We start from the raw sequence: 16,176 nt of genomic DNA, 5'->3' as shown, positions 1-16,176 counted from the left end.
CAGCTGTTCGCTCACTAAATAATCGTGATATGGTGTGGAGAGACAAATAGATAAAAATGGGCTAAATATGGCATATTGAACCGAGAATTCTCTTCAGGGATGGCTAGTCTTTTGTCAAGAAAACGCAAGCTTCTGAATATCTTTTTCTCTGTAATCCGCGCGCCATAGCGCTGCTAAGTGCTGCCTAACCCTCGCTTCGGATTCTTAGTTGTACGCCATGATTATAAGATTACATGTAAATCGGTGTGAGGAATGTTATCTTCCAAATACTCTTCCGAACACACAGTCAGGCCAAAAGATTCGTAATACTGAATCAAATGTGATTGCCCTTGCACATAGATTTCTTTGGCACCTTCGGTGGCTTGGATGCGCGCCTTGGCTTGGCGAATGAGGTTTCCTGCTAGTCCCTTTCCTCGGTATCGTACATCTGTCACGATACGACCAATGCCATATACGCCTGGTTCTCGTTCGTAGGTTCGAAGATATGCTGCCAGCTCTTCTCCGTCATAGAGCATGTAATGATCGGAGACTTGATCCTTTTCGCTCAACTCAGGGTATGGGCAATTTTGCTCAACGACAAAAACATCTACGCGAAGTTTGAGCAGACGGTAGAGGCTGTGAATATCTAACTGGTCGAAGGGTTTAATCTGTATCTGAAATTTCATAGTCTAGCCCCCAGCACGACGGTTTCTTTGATCACACTTTTGTTGCCACTGGGATCGTAAATCTCAGCAAAAACGATGTAGTATCCAATGGGTGCCAAATCTCCCGCATCTGTAGAACCGTCCCAAGTCACAAATCCTGAAGTAGAAAGTAACTGGTTTTCGGCGAGGGATTTGACCGAATGGCCATGTGTATCAAACACATAAATATTAGCAAAACCACCCGCCTGATTCAGAGAATAGCTGATCGTAGTGAAATCATCCTGACCGACCGTATTCGGCATGAAAATCTTTGGCTCGACCACCAACTGACCCTTACCCGTACCTGTTTCTGTATATTGAGAGTTTTGCAAACCAGGTGTGGCATAGAAGGCCGTACTGGCTGCCGAGTGCCAACTGTTGGGGTCATTCGTAGCTATATCATAAGCTATTCGCTCCAGACTCACGCCTTCCTCACTGTCCAGTAAGCTCGAATGATAATCCTCTGAGTACTCAAAATAATCCATGACCTGATTTTTGGAATCTATCAAGCCCACCTCACCATGGCTATCATTATAGGGAGGAAAACTAGCCATACCGAAATAGGTAGATTCATCTCCCAAAGGATACTGTGCATCGAGAATTGCGGGATCTGCCGTCAACACAACAAAACTGAATGGCTCAACCAATCGATGATTTGCCGTAATCATCTTGAAGGAAGAATTATCACCAGAGCCGCTCACCAACATCCAATTTTGTAAGTCGATCACCTTGTCTGAATGATTGTAAATCTCGACAAAGTCCACCCCTCCCGTTTCGGGGTTAAACAAAATTTCGTTGATCAAAATGTCTAAGCTATCAGCTTGTTCGGGTACTTGAACCACTACCTGTCCAGATTCTAATGAGACAGGGTTGCCGACACAGTCCGTTACGTCAGACACTGTCATTACATATTGCTGCCGAGGTGCCAGTTCGTCCAATACCTGTATCATCATGCTATTACTTTCGGGCAGGAGTAGCTCTGCAGATGCTATAACAATACTGGGGTCGAACGCGATTTGATTTAACAAAGCATCAGTAGGAAAGAGCTTTTCATTCCACGTGACCAAAAGTTGCTGATTGTGTTCTAGCACCGCCGATATGATCTCGGGAGTTTTGTGATCTGGGTTTTCAGTCGATTGGAAATTGGCAGCCCCTGGCGTTCCCCCTATAATCTGAGATCCTGTCCAGTTCTTTTGCTCCCCACAAAAATTAGTCACGTCTAACATCTCCAAACTCCGTCCCACGTGATCCTCCAGACCATACCAATCGTCCGTATAACTCGTCGAAAACACCAACTGCTCTTCAGTATAAATGGAAAGTGTCTCTCCTCCGTTGTTTAGCGTCAACCATGAGGAAAGTCTCCCCGTATTTTGGTCAGGAAAAACAGACTCATTGGCTGATATGACGATGTATTCACTTGGCTCAATCGCTCCAGAAACGAACGCCGTCTCGTCATTACCATCTTTCCAAACCAAGCCTTTCAACTCCAGTCGTTGATCAGAAGCATTATACAGTTCTACATATTCGACCTGATCCTCTATCGGTGCAGCCATAATCTCGGTGATGATCAACTCCCCATAGTTTGGTAGATAGGGCGCTTCGTATGTGAAAAATAGTGTCGTATCATTGATTTGATTTTCGACTAAATCATGTACCGAATGAACCCGCAGCGTATATTCTTTCTCTGCTAGCGCAGTACTCCATGACAACATCACCAATGTATCCTCCACCATATAAGTCGCCTGATCTATCGCCAAGCCATCTGCCTCATAATAACCCAAAAACTCTGCGACCTGTTTGTCCATCGGTTCAGAAAACTGAACCGAGACCGTCTGCGCATCTAATAGGTCAACTGCCACTACAGTTGGGCTGGTACGATCCAAATGCACTTCCATGCTATACCCTGGAATGTTGTTTCCAAACTCATTTTCCAATGCTGACCAATTGATCGTATAAATCTGATCCGAGTCAAAACCATCCGCAAAAATCAATTGCACAACGTGTCCATCTTCGGAACTCACCACGGATGCAATAGGCTGCGTACTGTCTCCGAGCCAAAAATTACCCTCTTGTACAGCAGAAAATGTAGTCTCAAACATAAGCTCAATGGTTTGATCATTTTTTATATACGCATTTTCTAATCTTGAATCAAATACAAAATCATAGTATACCGTATGTAACTCCTGAGCTTTGGTACTTACCAAATCAAAAAATCTCAAAGTGTATGATTCTCCGTTTACCATATTATGAGTCAAACTGATCGTTACAAATCTGTCCGAAGATTCTACACGTTGCACCTCCAAATTTTCCATCTGAAAGTTCGTAGGGCCAAACCCTTCTCCCAAGGCATGATTGAACTCTAATTGAATCTTATCTGCTGCTAATATTTCTACTCCGCTCAATCGAAATTCAGTATCATCTAACTTAACCGTTTCAGGCTCGGTCACCCTATTGCCTCGCTGATCTGCCAATCCTTCTACTTCCAGTAAATAGTGCTGACCATCGAAAGTTCCTTCATCAAAACGCAGCGTGACTTGCCGCTGAAATTCGCGCTCTACAACGACTTCTTCAGGTTCCAAATCGAGAGAGATCAGATAATAATGAGTCGTAGATGCTGCGATCATACTGTCTAATGGCTCATGAAAAAACAGCACCGCTTCTGACGGAGACTTGATATACGCACTGTCCAGCCTCGGTGGTATGTCATCATAGACAAATGACTCGCGAATTCTAGTTTTGATGGGATTGCCAAACAAATCCGCAACTTCATTGACCAAAAGAACATAGGTCATCTCTGGCTCAAACGCATTATCAAACTCCAACCTCACCGTTTTTTCATCTGTATCCAATGCCGCATAAACAGGGTAAAAGTCTTCGTATTCATAGTGATCCAGAGTCTCAGCACTCTTCTGTTCCACAACTTCAGTAAACATGCATAGCAAAGTCTGATGATCCAGAACCTGTAAAGTATCGATTTTGGGAGGTGCCGTATCGTATATGAAAGTCATTGATGCGCGAGGTAATCTTTCGCCCTCTTCATCAGCTAACCCTTCAGCATAAAGGTTTAATGGTTTGTTGTCATCGAAATCTTCTTGAAAAATCAAGTTGACCTCCAAAGGATTACTCTTATTTTCAAAAACAGAAATCGGTACAGCTTTTGGAGCTCCCAAAAAATAGTTTTCAGGGTTTAGCATCGTTTCTCTCTGGATAGGAAACTGAAAAGTCAATAACAAATGATGCCCGCTCATTACCAAAACAGTATCAAGGCTAGACAGATAGGAAAAAGCAAATTCATAAGGATCTGGTGAAATGTTACCATATTGATCTGACAGGTTTGTACTTATAATTTTATAATTCCATTCAGGAATAAAAGGAATGTCAAAATGCAGATTGATCAGATAAGGAGAGCTTTTGTCTTGACTAAAAGCTGATGGGCTACCCATGTCTGGTGTCACCACAAAGTCATCCTCGGAAAGGCTTTCCAAATCAACTGGTTCATCAAAAAACAACTGCAATTCCGTATTAGACACCACTATCACTTCCTCCATAACAGGCGCTTCAATATCATAGATCACACTGCTCGTATTGACAGTCAAAGCATTCCCAGCACAATCAGTAGCACCAGTAATTGTCAGGTTGTAAATAGTCCCGCTAACAAAATCAGGCGTCACGTCTAAAGTCACACCAAAGTAAGATGGGGTGATACTGCTGACCACTAACTCTTGATCCAAGGTGTAAGTTGCCACTGACAAAGCGCCTTCATCCATCGGTTCATCGAAAGTTAATTCGAAAGTGTTCGCATCTGCCACCTCAAAAGAAACCAGGTTAGGGCCCGTTTCATCTGGACGGTCGTCAAAAGCTGAATTTTGCTGCCCGGGTGTTCCTCCGTCAGCATCAGTCGAGGCGATCCAGTTGGCGGAGTAGTTACATGCTCTTTCAGGATTGATTTGTTCTAGAGTAAAACCGCCATCATCCTTTTCTTCATCTTGGTACCAACTGGTGGAGTAGATCAAAGAATCCACCACATTTCCCAGATTGTCAGCGAGCGTGAGTTTCATGCCGCCATTGGTTAAGGCTGGAAAAGATGTCATCGTCACTACATCGCCAAATTCCTCAAACTCTGTCAAGTTTGAATCATCTGTCACGATTACATAAGCCCCCGATTCGAGGGTAAAGTCTTCCAAAGCATTTCCATTCAAAGTGAAGTTTTCAACTTTAATCGCTTGATCTGATGTATTCAACAATTCGATGAATTCTTCGTCTGGCAGTCCTGTCGCCGAAGGATTAAAATCCGCATAAATCTCGTTGATGACAATATCTCGAAAAGCTGTGGCAGTCTCGATGCTGATAGGCTGCTCTACTTCGCTCAAGGTCTCGTCTTGATCTGCATTGTTGATATTATTTAGCGTGAGGATATAGTCGTTGTTGCTGAAATCATCGGCGAAGGAGAGTAGCACTTGATCGGGGTTATCCAGATCTAAAGTGGCAGAAGTCGGGTTGCCATAGCCGTTGTTTAGACTGTAGTTGGTGAGGGTTTGAGCAGTATTCACTTCCAAATCCTGATTGAAAGACAATCGAAGCGTATTAGCAGATTCTTGACTCAACTCTACTACAGCAAATGGCTCATAATAAGTAAAGCTCTGCGCTAAGGAAACAGTCAATGCATTGCCGTATACATCTGACATTGCACTGACTGTCAAAAAATTTTCCGTTCCATCAGTAAAAGCCGTTTCAAAAGTCAATGTGACCTGCGTAGGGGTTTCTTCATCACGAGTTGCAAGGTTCGGTACTCCGATGGCATTGTCCACAGAGTAATTGTCCTCGTCTTCTGCCATCGTCTCATCAAGCTCCTCATCAAAGACCAACAAAAGTTCAGTCCCTGAAACAACCATCACTTCCTCCAAAACAGGCGCTTCAATATCATAGATCACACTGCTCGTATTGACAGTCAAAGTATTCCCAGCACAATCAGTAGCACCAGTAATTGTCAGGTTGTAAATAGTCCCACTAACTAAATCAGGCGTCACGTCTAAAGTCACACCAAAGTAAGATGGGGTGATACTGCTGACCACTAACTCTTGATCCAAAGTATAAGTCGCCATTGACAAAGCTTCTTCATCCATCGGTTCATCGAACGTCAATTCGAGAGTGTTCGCATCTACGATCTCAAAAGAAATTAAATTAGGATTAGCCGTATCTGGATGGTCGTCAAAAGCCGAATTTTGCTGCCCAGGCGTTCCTCCATTGGGATCAGTCGAGGCGATCCAGTTGGCGGAGTAGTTACATGCTCTTTCGGGATTGATTTGTTCCAAAGTAAAACCGCCATCATCCTTTTCTTCATCTTGGTACCAAACCGTAGAATAGGTCAAAGAATCCACCACATTTCCCAGATTGTCAGCGAGCGTGAGTTTCATGCCGCCATTGGTTAAGGCTGGAAAAGATGTCATCGTTACTACATCGCCAAACTCCTCAAACTCTGTCAAATTTGAATCATTTGTCACGATTACATAAGCCCCCGATTCGAGGGTGAAATCACTCAGGGTATTTCCATTTAAAGTGAAGTTCTCAACTTTAATCGCTTGATCTGATGTATTCAACAATTCGATGAATTCTTCGTCTGGTAGTCCTGTCGCTGAAGGGTTAAAATCCCCATAAATCTCGTTGATGACAATATCTCGAAAAGCTGTGGCAGTCTCGATGCTGATAGGCTGCTCTACTTCGCTCAAGGTCTCATCTTGATCTGCATTGTTGATATTATTTAGCGTCAGGATATAGTCGTTGTTGCTGAAGTTATCGGCGAAGGTGAGTAGCACTTGATCGGGGTTATCCAGATCTAAAGTGGCAGAAGTCGGGTTGCCATAGCCGTTGTTTAGACTGTAGTTAGTGAGGGTTTGAGCAGTATTCACTTCTAAATTCTGATTGAAAGACAATCGAAGCGTATTAGCAGATTCATGGCTGAGGTCAATCACTGCAAATGGCTCATAATAAGTAAAGGTCTGCGCTAAGGAAACAGTCAACGCATTGCCGTATACATCTGACATTGCACTGACTGTCAAAGAATTTTCCGTTCCATCAGTAAAAGCCGTTTCAAAAGTCAATGTAACCTGCATTGGGTTTTCTTCATCACGAGTCGCTAGGGTTGGTGCAACTTCGTTATCAATCGAATAGTTGTTTTCATCTTCTGCCATCGTCTCATCAAGCTCCTCATCAAAGACCAACAAAAGTTCAGTCCCTGAAACAACCATCACTTCCTCCAAAACAGGCGCCTCAATATCATAGATCAGACTCCTCTTATTGATACCCAAAGCATTCCCAGCACAATCAGTAGCACCAGTAATTGTCAGATTATAAATAGTCCCGCTAACTAAATCAGGCGTCACGTCTAAAGTCACACCAAAGTAAGATGGGGTGATACTGCTGACCACTAACTCTTGATCCAAGGTGTAAGTCGCCACTGACAAAGCGCCTTCATCCATCGGTTCATCGAATGTTAGTTCGAAAGTGCTTGCGTTAATGACTTCAAAAGAAATCAGGTTAGGGCCCGTTTCATCTGGACTGTCGTTAAAAACTGAATTTTGCTGCCCGGGTGTTCCTCTGTCAGCATCAGTCGAGGCGATCCAGTTGGCGGAGTAGTTACATGCCAAATTCGGATTGATTTGTTCTAGAGTAAAACCACCATCATCCTTTTCTTCATCCTGATACCAACTGGTGGAGTAGGTCAAAGAATCCACCACATTTCCCAGATTGTCAGCGAGCGTGAGTTTCATACCACCATTGGTTAAGGCTGGAAAAGATGTCATCGTCACTACATCACCAAACTCCTCAAACTCTGTCAAGTTCGAATCATCTGTCACGATTACATAAGCTCCTGATTCAAGGGTGAAATCAGTCACGGTATTTCCATTCAAAGTGAAGTTCTCAACTTTAATCGCTTGATCTGATGTATTCAACAATTCGATGAATTCTTCGTCTGGAAGTCCCGTCGCTGAAGGATTAAAATCCGCATAAATCTCGTTGATGACAATATCTCGAAAAGCTGTGGCAGTCTCGATGCTGATAGGCTGCTCTACTTCGTTCAAGGTCTCGTCTTGATCTGCATTGTTGATATTATTTAGCGTGAGGATATAGTCGTTGTTGCTGAAATCATCGGCGAAGGTGAGTAGCACTTGATCGGGATTACTGGCATCCATGAGGGCTGATGATGGGGTAGCATACCCGTTGCTCAACGTGTAGTTGCTAACCGATTCCGCAGAAGTCGCATCCAAACCCTGCGTGAAATGCAGTCTTAGGGACTGACTACCCTCGACATCTACACCAGCCAATCCAAAAGGCGGATCAAATGCCGCTACACTTACGTCATCAAAGTAAAAGTTGTATTTGTTGGTCTTGGTATGAAAAGCCACAAAACCAAAGTAGGAGGTGGAAGTATGGGTGTTGTCTACAAAATCATCTCCTTCGGAAGCGAACGCTACTCCGCCTGTTGGGTCAGCAAAAATGGACCAAGTACCCAAAGCGTCACGGGTGACTTTGACCCGTACAATTACATCACCAGTAAATTGAGTTGTGCCTGTGAAAAGCAAGCTGGATGAAGCTGCAGTTTGCCTATAAAAATCGATTTCGTCATTTCCACTTTGACCGATTTGAATGTAGTACCCGTTGAGGTTTCCTTCGAGGTTCGCTGCATCGGACACCAAGTAGGTTCTAGTTTTGTTGCTCCCTGATGGGGCAAATCGCATATCCACGAGAAACGTCCATTCGGTATAGTTTATCAAAGAATTGGGAGTGGATAAGTGGAGTGTTTCTGTAATATCTGGGCCGTTGGAGTTGAGCTGACCGCTCTCGATCTCAAACGCTGTGATGTCACCTGACCAAGCAGGGTTGTTGGTAAAATCTCCGTCAGTAAAATCCTCTGTGATTTGCGAAAACGCGTGCAAACTCATCACGAGTAAGCACATGAGTAGGGTTGGTCTCATTGTCTTGTGGGTTGGTTATGAACTCGTTGGTACTACAAAATACGAAATTCACGATCAATACACAATGATTTAGGGTATGAGTTAAAACTCACTAGTTCCAGTCCTATTCCAAACTAAACTTGATGCGCAAGGTGATGACATCCTCGACAGATTGGTTGTCCCGAATCGATGGCTTCCACGATGGACCTTCCGTAATCAGGCGAATGGACTCCTCATCACAGCCATGGCCTAAGCCTTTTTTGATCACAATATCGGATACATTACCATAGCTGTCTACCGTAAACCGTACGGTGACTTTTCCTTCAATTTGCTGCGTGCGTGCCTCGGCAGGGTAGCGTAGGTTTTCCTTTATATATCTTTTGTATTTCAAAAAACCATCAACGGGAGTTGCACCTGCGTCGGGCTTAGGGGGAGACTCACCATAGCCAATCACCACTACTTCATCGAGAGCGGCCATGTCGGTTTCCATGACTGCAAGGATTGTGTCATTCGCTCCTATCCTGATCTGTTCGCTCGAGTAGCCAATAAAGTTCACCTCCAGCGTCTCCCCTTCATGGGCATTCGACACTTCAAACCGTCCTTCGATATCCGTGACTGTTCCTTCGCCGGTTTCTTTAATCCAAACTGTCGCACCCGGAATATCCTCTCCGTCGGATCCTACGACCTTGCCATAAACCGTTTTGCTACTGTAGCTCCCATCAGACGTAGCGACGGATTGTCGCTTTTTCATTCGCGCAGCTAAGGCTGGCTGAGAACTCATCGCCATAGGTTCTTCTGCTGCCTGATTGATTGGTACTACGTCCTCTTCGACAGAATACACGGTTTCTGCCAATTCTTCATCAGCCAAAGAAGGGCTCTCTTCTTGTTCTGGCATGGGTTGATCCTCTGTTTCTACAGCTATCTCTAGCATGTCCTGCTTAGGTGTTTCCTTTGGAGGAGAAACCTTATGCTTAGGAGTTGGGGCTACTATTTTCTTACTCGGCTCAACTGCTTCTATTTCTTCGGTCACAGGTTTCGAGAGAGGTGGTTGGGCTTGTTCCTTTTCTGGTTTCACTGGAGTATCTTCCTTCATGACGATAGTGTCTTCCTCCCTGAGCGTATCCATCACCGTCCATATCGAAAACGACCCCATGAGCAACAACGCCACTGCAGCAGCTATCCGCATAGGATTTTTCCATATCGGCACAACCTTGGCGTCTGACTTGGCCATTGCCAAACGCTCAACCAGGGCCGCTACATCCTTTTCCATCTCTACGGACACAGATTCATAGCCTCTCATGGCCTCCGCCTCAAAGGGATGATCCAGCAGATAGCGCTCTACTGCATGTCGCATCTCTGGTGAGAGCTCGTCGCGTAGATATTGTTGCATCAGTGCAGGTGTCAGTTCTGACAGAGGTTCGATATGTGGACGGTCTTTATTCACTTTCTTCCATGCATAGTTTCAAATTTCGCTTTCCGTTTTGGATGTAACTCTTTACTTTTTTGATCCCAAAACCAGTCTTTAATTCCACCTCTTGGTAGCACTTTCTTTCGAGGAAAAACAAACGAACGCAAGTCTGCTGCTCTTCTTTCAGCTTATCTATACAGCTTTCTAATTTTACGAGATTCTCTTCGAGTCTGGTTTCGTCATCATGATGCAAATCTTCACTCGATTCCATAACTGCCTCCGACAATTCTGACGATTGGCCTTTGGTTTTTTGTCTTCGCAGCTGCATCAAACAATGGTTTCTTGTCAAGACATAGAGCCAACTCTTGAAATTGTCCACCTCGTGACCGGGCAACTTGACGACCAGTTCTTCGAATATATTGTGTACGGCATCCTGTGCCTCTTCCTTGTTTTTGAAATACTTCAACGCCACCCCATAGACCAAGTGCATGTAGCGCTGGTATAACCTGCCGAGTACCGCTATGTCTCCATGCTGTTGGTACTGCTGCAAAATAAAATGGTCGCTATCAGTCGTGGAGTTTGTCAAATACGGGTTCTTTTTCTCGGATGAGAGATCAATCTATTCACTTTTTTCAAAAACTTTTATGGAATCCCAATCGAGGCTGCATCCTATGGTCAAATGTTTTACCAAAAAGTTAAAATCATGAGACAAATAGCCATTATCCTTTTCGCCCTATTGGTAGGTACAGCTGCCCAATCCCCCACAACGAACCGTACAATCCAAGGTCGCGTCACTGACGCTGCTGACGGCCAACCGATCGCAGGGGTCACAGTCATCATCAAGGGTAGTTCTACCGGAACCATCACCGACATAGACGGCCTTTATGCTATCTCTGTCCCTTCGGACAAAAACTTCTTGACTTTCTCTTTCATCGGGTATGAGACACAAGAGGTTGAAATCAAAAATCAAAACACCATCCATGTCAACTTGCACATGGACTCGTCTCAGTTGGAAGAGTGTGTCGTCATAGGCTATGGCACAGCCAAGTCTCGCTTGTTCAACAGCCGCACCAAAAAAGCCATGGCTGCCCCCATGTACTTTTCTGATAGAGAAGCCAACATACAACACAACACGGAGGACTATGATGCCATCGAAGAAAACATCTTTCATATGGCGCAAAACAAACCGCTCTCGACTTTCTCCATCGATGTGGATGCTGCGTCCTACAGCAACATGCGTCGCTTCATCAACAACGGTCAAAAACCACCAAAAGACGCCGTGCGAATCGAAGAAATGATCAACTACTTCAACTACGACTATGCCGAACCGATAGGTTCTGATCCTTTCTCAGTCAACACCGAAATCTCCACTGCCCCATGGAACGAACAGCATCAACTGGTGCACATCGGCCTGCAAGGAAAAAACATCCCTACAGACGATCTACCCGCTTCCAACTTGGTATTCCTACTAGATGTATCTGGTTCGATGAGCGACCCAAACAAGCTGCCTTTGTTGAAATCAGGCTTCAAACTACTCGTGCAGCAACTACGCCCACAGGATAGAGTCGCCATAGTCGTCTATGCAGGTGCCGCTGGGGTGGTACTGCCCTCTACGCCTGGCGATGACAAAGAAACCATCATTCGTGCCCTAGACAATCTAGAAGCAGGTGGCTCTACAGCTGGTGGAGCAGGGATCAACCTCGCCTACAAAATCGCCCAGGACCACTACAAAGAGCACGGCAACAACCGCATCATACTTGCAACCGACGGAGATTTCAATGTCGGAGAATCCAGCGATGCAGGTATGCAGCGACTCATTGAGCAAAAGCGAGAAGAAGGTGTATTTCTCACCGTACTTGGTTTCGGGATGGGCAACTACAAGGATGCCAAAATGGAAACCCTCGCAGACAAGGGAAACGGCAACTATGCCTACATCGACAATATCTTGGAAGCCAAAAAAGTCCTCGTCAACGAATTTGGCGGCACACTATTCACCATCGCCAAGGATGTCAAAATCCAAGTAGAATTCAACCCCGCCAAAGTCCAAGCCTACCGGTTGATAGGCTATGAAAATCGTGCCCTAGCAGACGAGGACTTCAACAACGACAAGAAAGATGCAGGCGAACTCGGAGCGGGTCATACCGTCACGGCTCTCTATGAAATCATCCCTGTAGGTATCAAAAGTGAATTTAGTCCCGTAGACCAATTGAAATATCAAACCGTAGAAACAACACCTGCCGCACAGCAAACCGACGAGCTCATGACTGTCAAGTTACGCTACAAAGCCCCCAAAGGCAATAAGAGCCTCTTGATCGAACACCCGCTACTTGATCATGCCATCTCATGGGAACAAAACTCGGACAATTTCAGGTGGTCAGCCAGCGTAGCGGCATTTGGCATGATCCTCCGCGACTCAGAGTTCAAAGGAGGCGCTACGAGCCAGCAAGTACTCTCATGGGCCAAGGCCTCCAAGGGCAAAGACGAAAACGGCTACCGCAGTGAATTCATCAACCTAGTGAAGAGCTATCACCTGATGGTGATGTAAAGCTATGCCTAAAGAAGACCTAGGCATTTCACCTATTTTAACATTCATGTTCTGACTTTGGCACAGGGCTTGCCTATTACCTATCGAGTTTAGATTAATAAAATTTCATAGTTTATGGTCCAGCCGGGACCGATAGATTAGTTGATTGGTTATGTTTTGAGTTTGGCCTTAGCGATGGTTTCGCTAAGGCTTTTTTTGTGTCTCGTACTTACTATCCATGTATCATCACGGCATTCTCCAAACTACCCAATACCCACAATCCATTTATTATGAAGTGGTTACCCACACAGACTTTTTTCTCCTCAACAGTTATTGGTCATGGTTTAGTTTTTCTCTGTAAAAAATGATAAATTAATCTATTCTATATAGGTAAAATAGACTGATATTTGACAATATGAAGCAATATGTACTGGCATTGGATCAGGGAACCACGAGTACGAGGGCTGCTATTTTCGATCAAAAAGCAAAAATGATCGGGGTGTCTCAAAAGGAACTCAAGCAAGTGTATCCCAAACCAGATTGGGTGGAGCATGATCCCAAATTGATGATGAAAGATCTCGAAGAGGTCATTTTTGAGGTGCTCAAAAAAACCAAAGTCAGTATCACACAGGTAGCCACTATTGGCATTACCAATCAACGTGAATCGGTCGTTGTTTGGGACAAGAAAAACGGAAAACCAATCTACAATTGTATTTCATGGCAAGACACTCGTACTGCGCAGCAGTGTCGTGAAATGAAAGATGAAGAGGAAGGACTCGATGCTTATATTAAAGAAACTACAGGTCTCAGACTTGACTCGTATTTCTCGGCGACTAAGCTGCAATGGATACTGAACAACGTCTCTGGAGCTAGACGAAAGGCCGAAAACGGAGAACTCCTTTTCGGCACTATAGATTCATGGATTATTTGGAATCTGACTCAAGGAGAATCTCATATCACAGATTTCACCAATGCTTCTCGCACCATGCTCTTCAATATAGTGGAGCTCAAGTGGGACGATGAGCTACTAGGTAAATTTACCATCCCTCGAGAAATGCTTCCTGACGTGACGCATTCAGGGTATTTCTTTGGACTAGCCAAACTGTACGGACAAGAAATTCAGATCACAGGAGTCGCTGGAGACCAGCAGGCGGCCTTATTTGGACAGGGCTGTGTCGAGCCAGGACAGGCCAAAAACACCTATGGTACGGGCTGCTTCATCCTGATGAATACAGGTGAAAACATCCAATACTCGACCAACGGTCTGCTTTCTACCATCGCACTGGGATTTGATGGCAAAATCGACTATGCTCTAGAGGGAAGCGTCTTTATGGCAGGTGCTGCGGTAGACTGGCTCAGAGACGGACTCAAACTCATCACCTCTGCGGACGAAACGGAAGCCATCGCTAAGAAAGCTGACCCAGATTCGGGGGTGTACGTCGTACCAGCCTTTGCGGGACTAGGTGCACCTTTTTGGGATATGTATGCACGCGGTGGGATTTTTGGCCTCACGAGAGATTCAGGGCAACAAGATTTGATTAAAGCCACTTTGGATTCTATGGCATATCAAACCAGAGACGTATTGCAGGCCATGGCAGCTGACTCAGGACTCAAAATCACCGAACTAAAAGTTGATGGTGGTGCCTCAGCCAACAACTACCTCATGCAGTTTCAGGCCAACATCATGGGGATACCTGTCGAGCGTCCATCGGACATAGAGTCAACAGCACTAGGAGCGGCGTATCTCGCAGGCATCACTGCAGGTATATGGAACAAGGATACGATCTTCAAAAAGCGATCGGTAGATAAAACCTTCAAGCCCAAGATGGACGACTATACGCGAAATAAACTCTACGAAGGCTGGCACAATGCCGTCAAACGCTGCATGAACTGGGCTAGATAGCCACTACGAAATATCAATTTTGTATTTGCTGAGCAAACCGATTGCTCCTTCCTTTGAAAATTTAGCACCTTTGATGGCATTGATATCTGGATCGAGCGCATAACCATAGGCTGTTCTAAAATCACACTTCTCCAAACCACTGCGATCAAATACTGCCTGAGACAGGTTGCACTCTTTGAACAGTGACTGAGTCAAGTCCGTCTGCGTAAAATCAACCTTCTCCATCTTGCAATTTTCAAACCTTGTCTTCTTGATATTCAATCGAAAAAAGGAAGAAAAATCCAACACACAACCTTCGAAAACAAAGTCCAACAAAAACGGATTGCAATCATCAAAGTGCAACCCCATCAATTTGCAATCTTTGAAATGAACTTCCTTGAATGAGGTATGAGCCAGTTTTGACATGCTCAGATCACACCCTATGAATTCTGTAGTGGCAAAAGTATCACCTGACAAATCCAGTCCTGACATGTTACAGTTCTTGAAAGTACAGTCGACATACTCTCCGCTTTCCCATGATTCAGCTCCAAAATCAACCGTTGTATAAATCTGTTCATCAAAATATCCGTCACTCATTCTTACTAGTCATTTAAGAGGTAAATATGCGGTCATTCATCAAAACATAAAAATCGAGTTCCGCTTTGAATTTTCAAGTTTTAACGTCTTTTTACTAATAAAAAAGTCTTTCATTTCGCCTACAACATATTCTATTCACGAAAACCACCTTCTGAAGAAGACAATTTAAACTCAACTAACCCGAACCTTTTTTTCATAATATTGTTAGAAAGCATACCTTCATGTGATATGCACCTAGAATACAAAGAAAGACAACTCAGTGCCTACTTTAGACTCAGCAATCAGCTGGATTTGATGACAGAAAACCTTGTGATGACAAAAGGTCTCAACCACTTGTTTTGGAATCAGTCTACCAGTACCATTGAACTTGAAATCAATCATAGAGAGGTCAAACTAGCTCCTAATCACATTACCACTGCGACTGAGCTTCAAAATGTAACTTTCAATACCCGAGATGTACAGATCACTTGCCTTTCTTTCAATAGGGAATTCTATTGTATCAAAGACCACCAGGAAGAAGTATCCTGCAATGGCGTCATATTCTACGGCACACAGGACATCCCGCTGATCCATCTAGATGAGAGCGAAAGCCAAAAGATGCAAAGCCTATTCGAGGTATTCGAAGAGGAGTTCGACACAAAAGACGTCATTCAGGGAGAAATGCTTCAGCTACTACTCACTCGACTCATTATCAAATGTACTAGGCTTGCCAAGGCACAGCTTATCATAAAGCCTAATATTCAAGACGCCTCCGATATCATTCGTGCCTATACTGCCTTGGTCGACAAACATTTTCGTGAGATGAAAAACATAGCAGACTATGCTGATCTATTACACAAATCTCCCAAAACACTATCAAATGCATTTTCCAAACACAGTGACAAGACTCCTCTTCGAGTCATTCACGACCGGGTGATTCAAGAGGCTCAGTACCAACTGTTGAATAGCAACAAAACGGCCAAGGAGGTCTCGCACAGTCTGGGGTTCGAGGACGCATCTGCTTTCAACAAGCTTTTCAAAAAAATCACAGGCTGTGCCCCCATAGATTACAAAAAATCGAAGAAAAAGCTCACTTAGGGAAATATTGACCATTCGTCGGGAAAACATCACCATGACCTAATCGGTGATTC

8 protein-coding genes are annotated in these 16,176 nt (G+C 44.4%); 3 read left to right on the top strand and 5 right to left on the bottom strand.

From position 1 onward, the window contains the following. Positions 1–221: 221 nt before the first annotated feature. The 4 genes from BGP76_RS13935 to BGP76_RS13920 form a co-directional block, all read right to left on the bottom strand. Entirely contained in the window at positions 222–665 is a 444-nt protein-coding gene (locus tag BGP76_RS13935; RefSeq protein ID WP_119845141.1) for a GNAT family N-acetyltransferase, read from the bottom strand. Beyond that, the gene (locus BGP76_RS13930) at positions 662–8,656 is read right to left on the bottom strand and encodes a lamin tail domain-containing protein (RefSeq protein WP_119845140.1); all 7,995 of its coding nucleotides are present in this window, start codon (positions 8,654–8,656) and stop codon (positions 662–664) included. Before BGP76_RS13930 ends, BGP76_RS13935 begins: the two co-directional genes overlap by 4 nt. A gap of 103 nt (positions 8,657–8,759) precedes the next feature. After that, complete coding sequence (locus BGP76_RS13925) at positions 8,760–10,079, bottom strand: TonB family protein (protein WP_119845139.1); 1,320 nt, start codon at positions 10,077–10,079, stop codon at positions 8,760–8,762. Further along, complete coding sequence (locus BGP76_RS13920) at positions 10,072–10,629, bottom strand: RNA polymerase sigma factor (RefSeq protein WP_255397245.1); 558 nt, start codon at positions 10,627–10,629, stop codon at positions 10,072–10,074. Before BGP76_RS13920 ends, BGP76_RS13925 begins: the two co-directional genes overlap by 8 nt. 117 nt (positions 10,630–10,746) lie before the next feature. Here BGP76_RS13920 and BGP76_RS13915 point away from each other — a divergent pair, with 117 nt between their 5' ends. Then, complete coding sequence (locus BGP76_RS13915) at positions 10,747–12,588, top strand: VWA domain-containing protein (protein WP_119845557.1); 1,842 nt, start codon at positions 10,747–10,749, stop codon at positions 12,586–12,588. Positions 12,589–12,982: 394 nt separating this feature from the next. Further along, complete coding sequence (gene glpK / locus BGP76_RS13910) at positions 12,983–14,470, top strand: glycerol kinase GlpK (RefSeq protein ID WP_073123598.1); 1,488 nt, start codon at positions 12,983–12,985, stop codon at positions 14,468–14,470. Positions 14,471–14,473: 3 nt separating this feature from the next. Here the strand turns inward: glpK and BGP76_RS13905 are convergent, their stop codons facing one another. Continuing rightward, a complete protein-coding gene (locus tag BGP76_RS13905) occupies positions 14,474–15,046 on the bottom strand; it encodes a pentapeptide repeat-containing protein (RefSeq protein ID WP_119845138.1) in 573 nt (190 codons plus the stop codon). A gap of 228 nt (positions 15,047–15,274) precedes the next feature. Here BGP76_RS13905 and BGP76_RS13900 point away from each other — a divergent pair, with 228 nt between their 5' ends. Then, positions 15,275–16,123 carry an AraC family transcriptional regulator gene (locus tag BGP76_RS13900; RefSeq protein ID WP_119845137.1) on the top strand — a complete coding sequence of 283 codons (849 nt, stop codon included), beginning with the start codon at positions 15,275–15,277 and terminating at the stop codon, positions 16,121–16,123. Positions 16,124–16,176: the final 53 nt, after the last annotated feature.

This window comes from Reichenbachiella sp. MSK19-1, assembly GCF_003590315.1.
GTDB classification, from domain to species: Bacteria; Bacteroidota; Bacteroidia; order Cytophagales; family Cyclobacteriaceae; genus Reichenbachiella; species Reichenbachiella agariperforans.
This window is presented reverse-complemented; position numbering and strand designations above follow the sequence as displayed.

Bases quoted from the DNA above. Each gene is read 5' to 3' on its own strand.
- BGP76_RS13900 (WP_119845137.1), top strand. From the start codon at position 15,275: ATGCACCTAGAATACAAAGAAAGACAACTCAGTGCCTACTTTAGACTC.
- BGP76_RS13935 (WP_119845141.1), bottom strand. From the start codon at position 665: ATGAAATTTCAGATACAGATTAAACCCTTCGACCAGTTAGATATTCAC.
- BGP76_RS13930 (WP_119845140.1), bottom strand. From the start codon at position 8,656: ATGAGACCAACCCTACTCATGTGCTTACTCGTGATGAGTTTGCACGCG.
- BGP76_RS13905 (WP_119845138.1), bottom strand. From the start codon at position 15,046: ATGAGTGACGGATATTTTGATGAACAGATTTATACAACGGTTGATTTT.
- BGP76_RS13915 (WP_119845557.1), top strand. From the start codon at position 10,747: ATGAGACAAATAGCCATTATCCTTTTCGCCCTATTGGTAGGTACAGCT.
- glpK (WP_073123598.1), top strand. From the start codon at position 12,983: ATGAAGCAATATGTACTGGCATTGGATCAGGGAACCACGAGTACGAGG.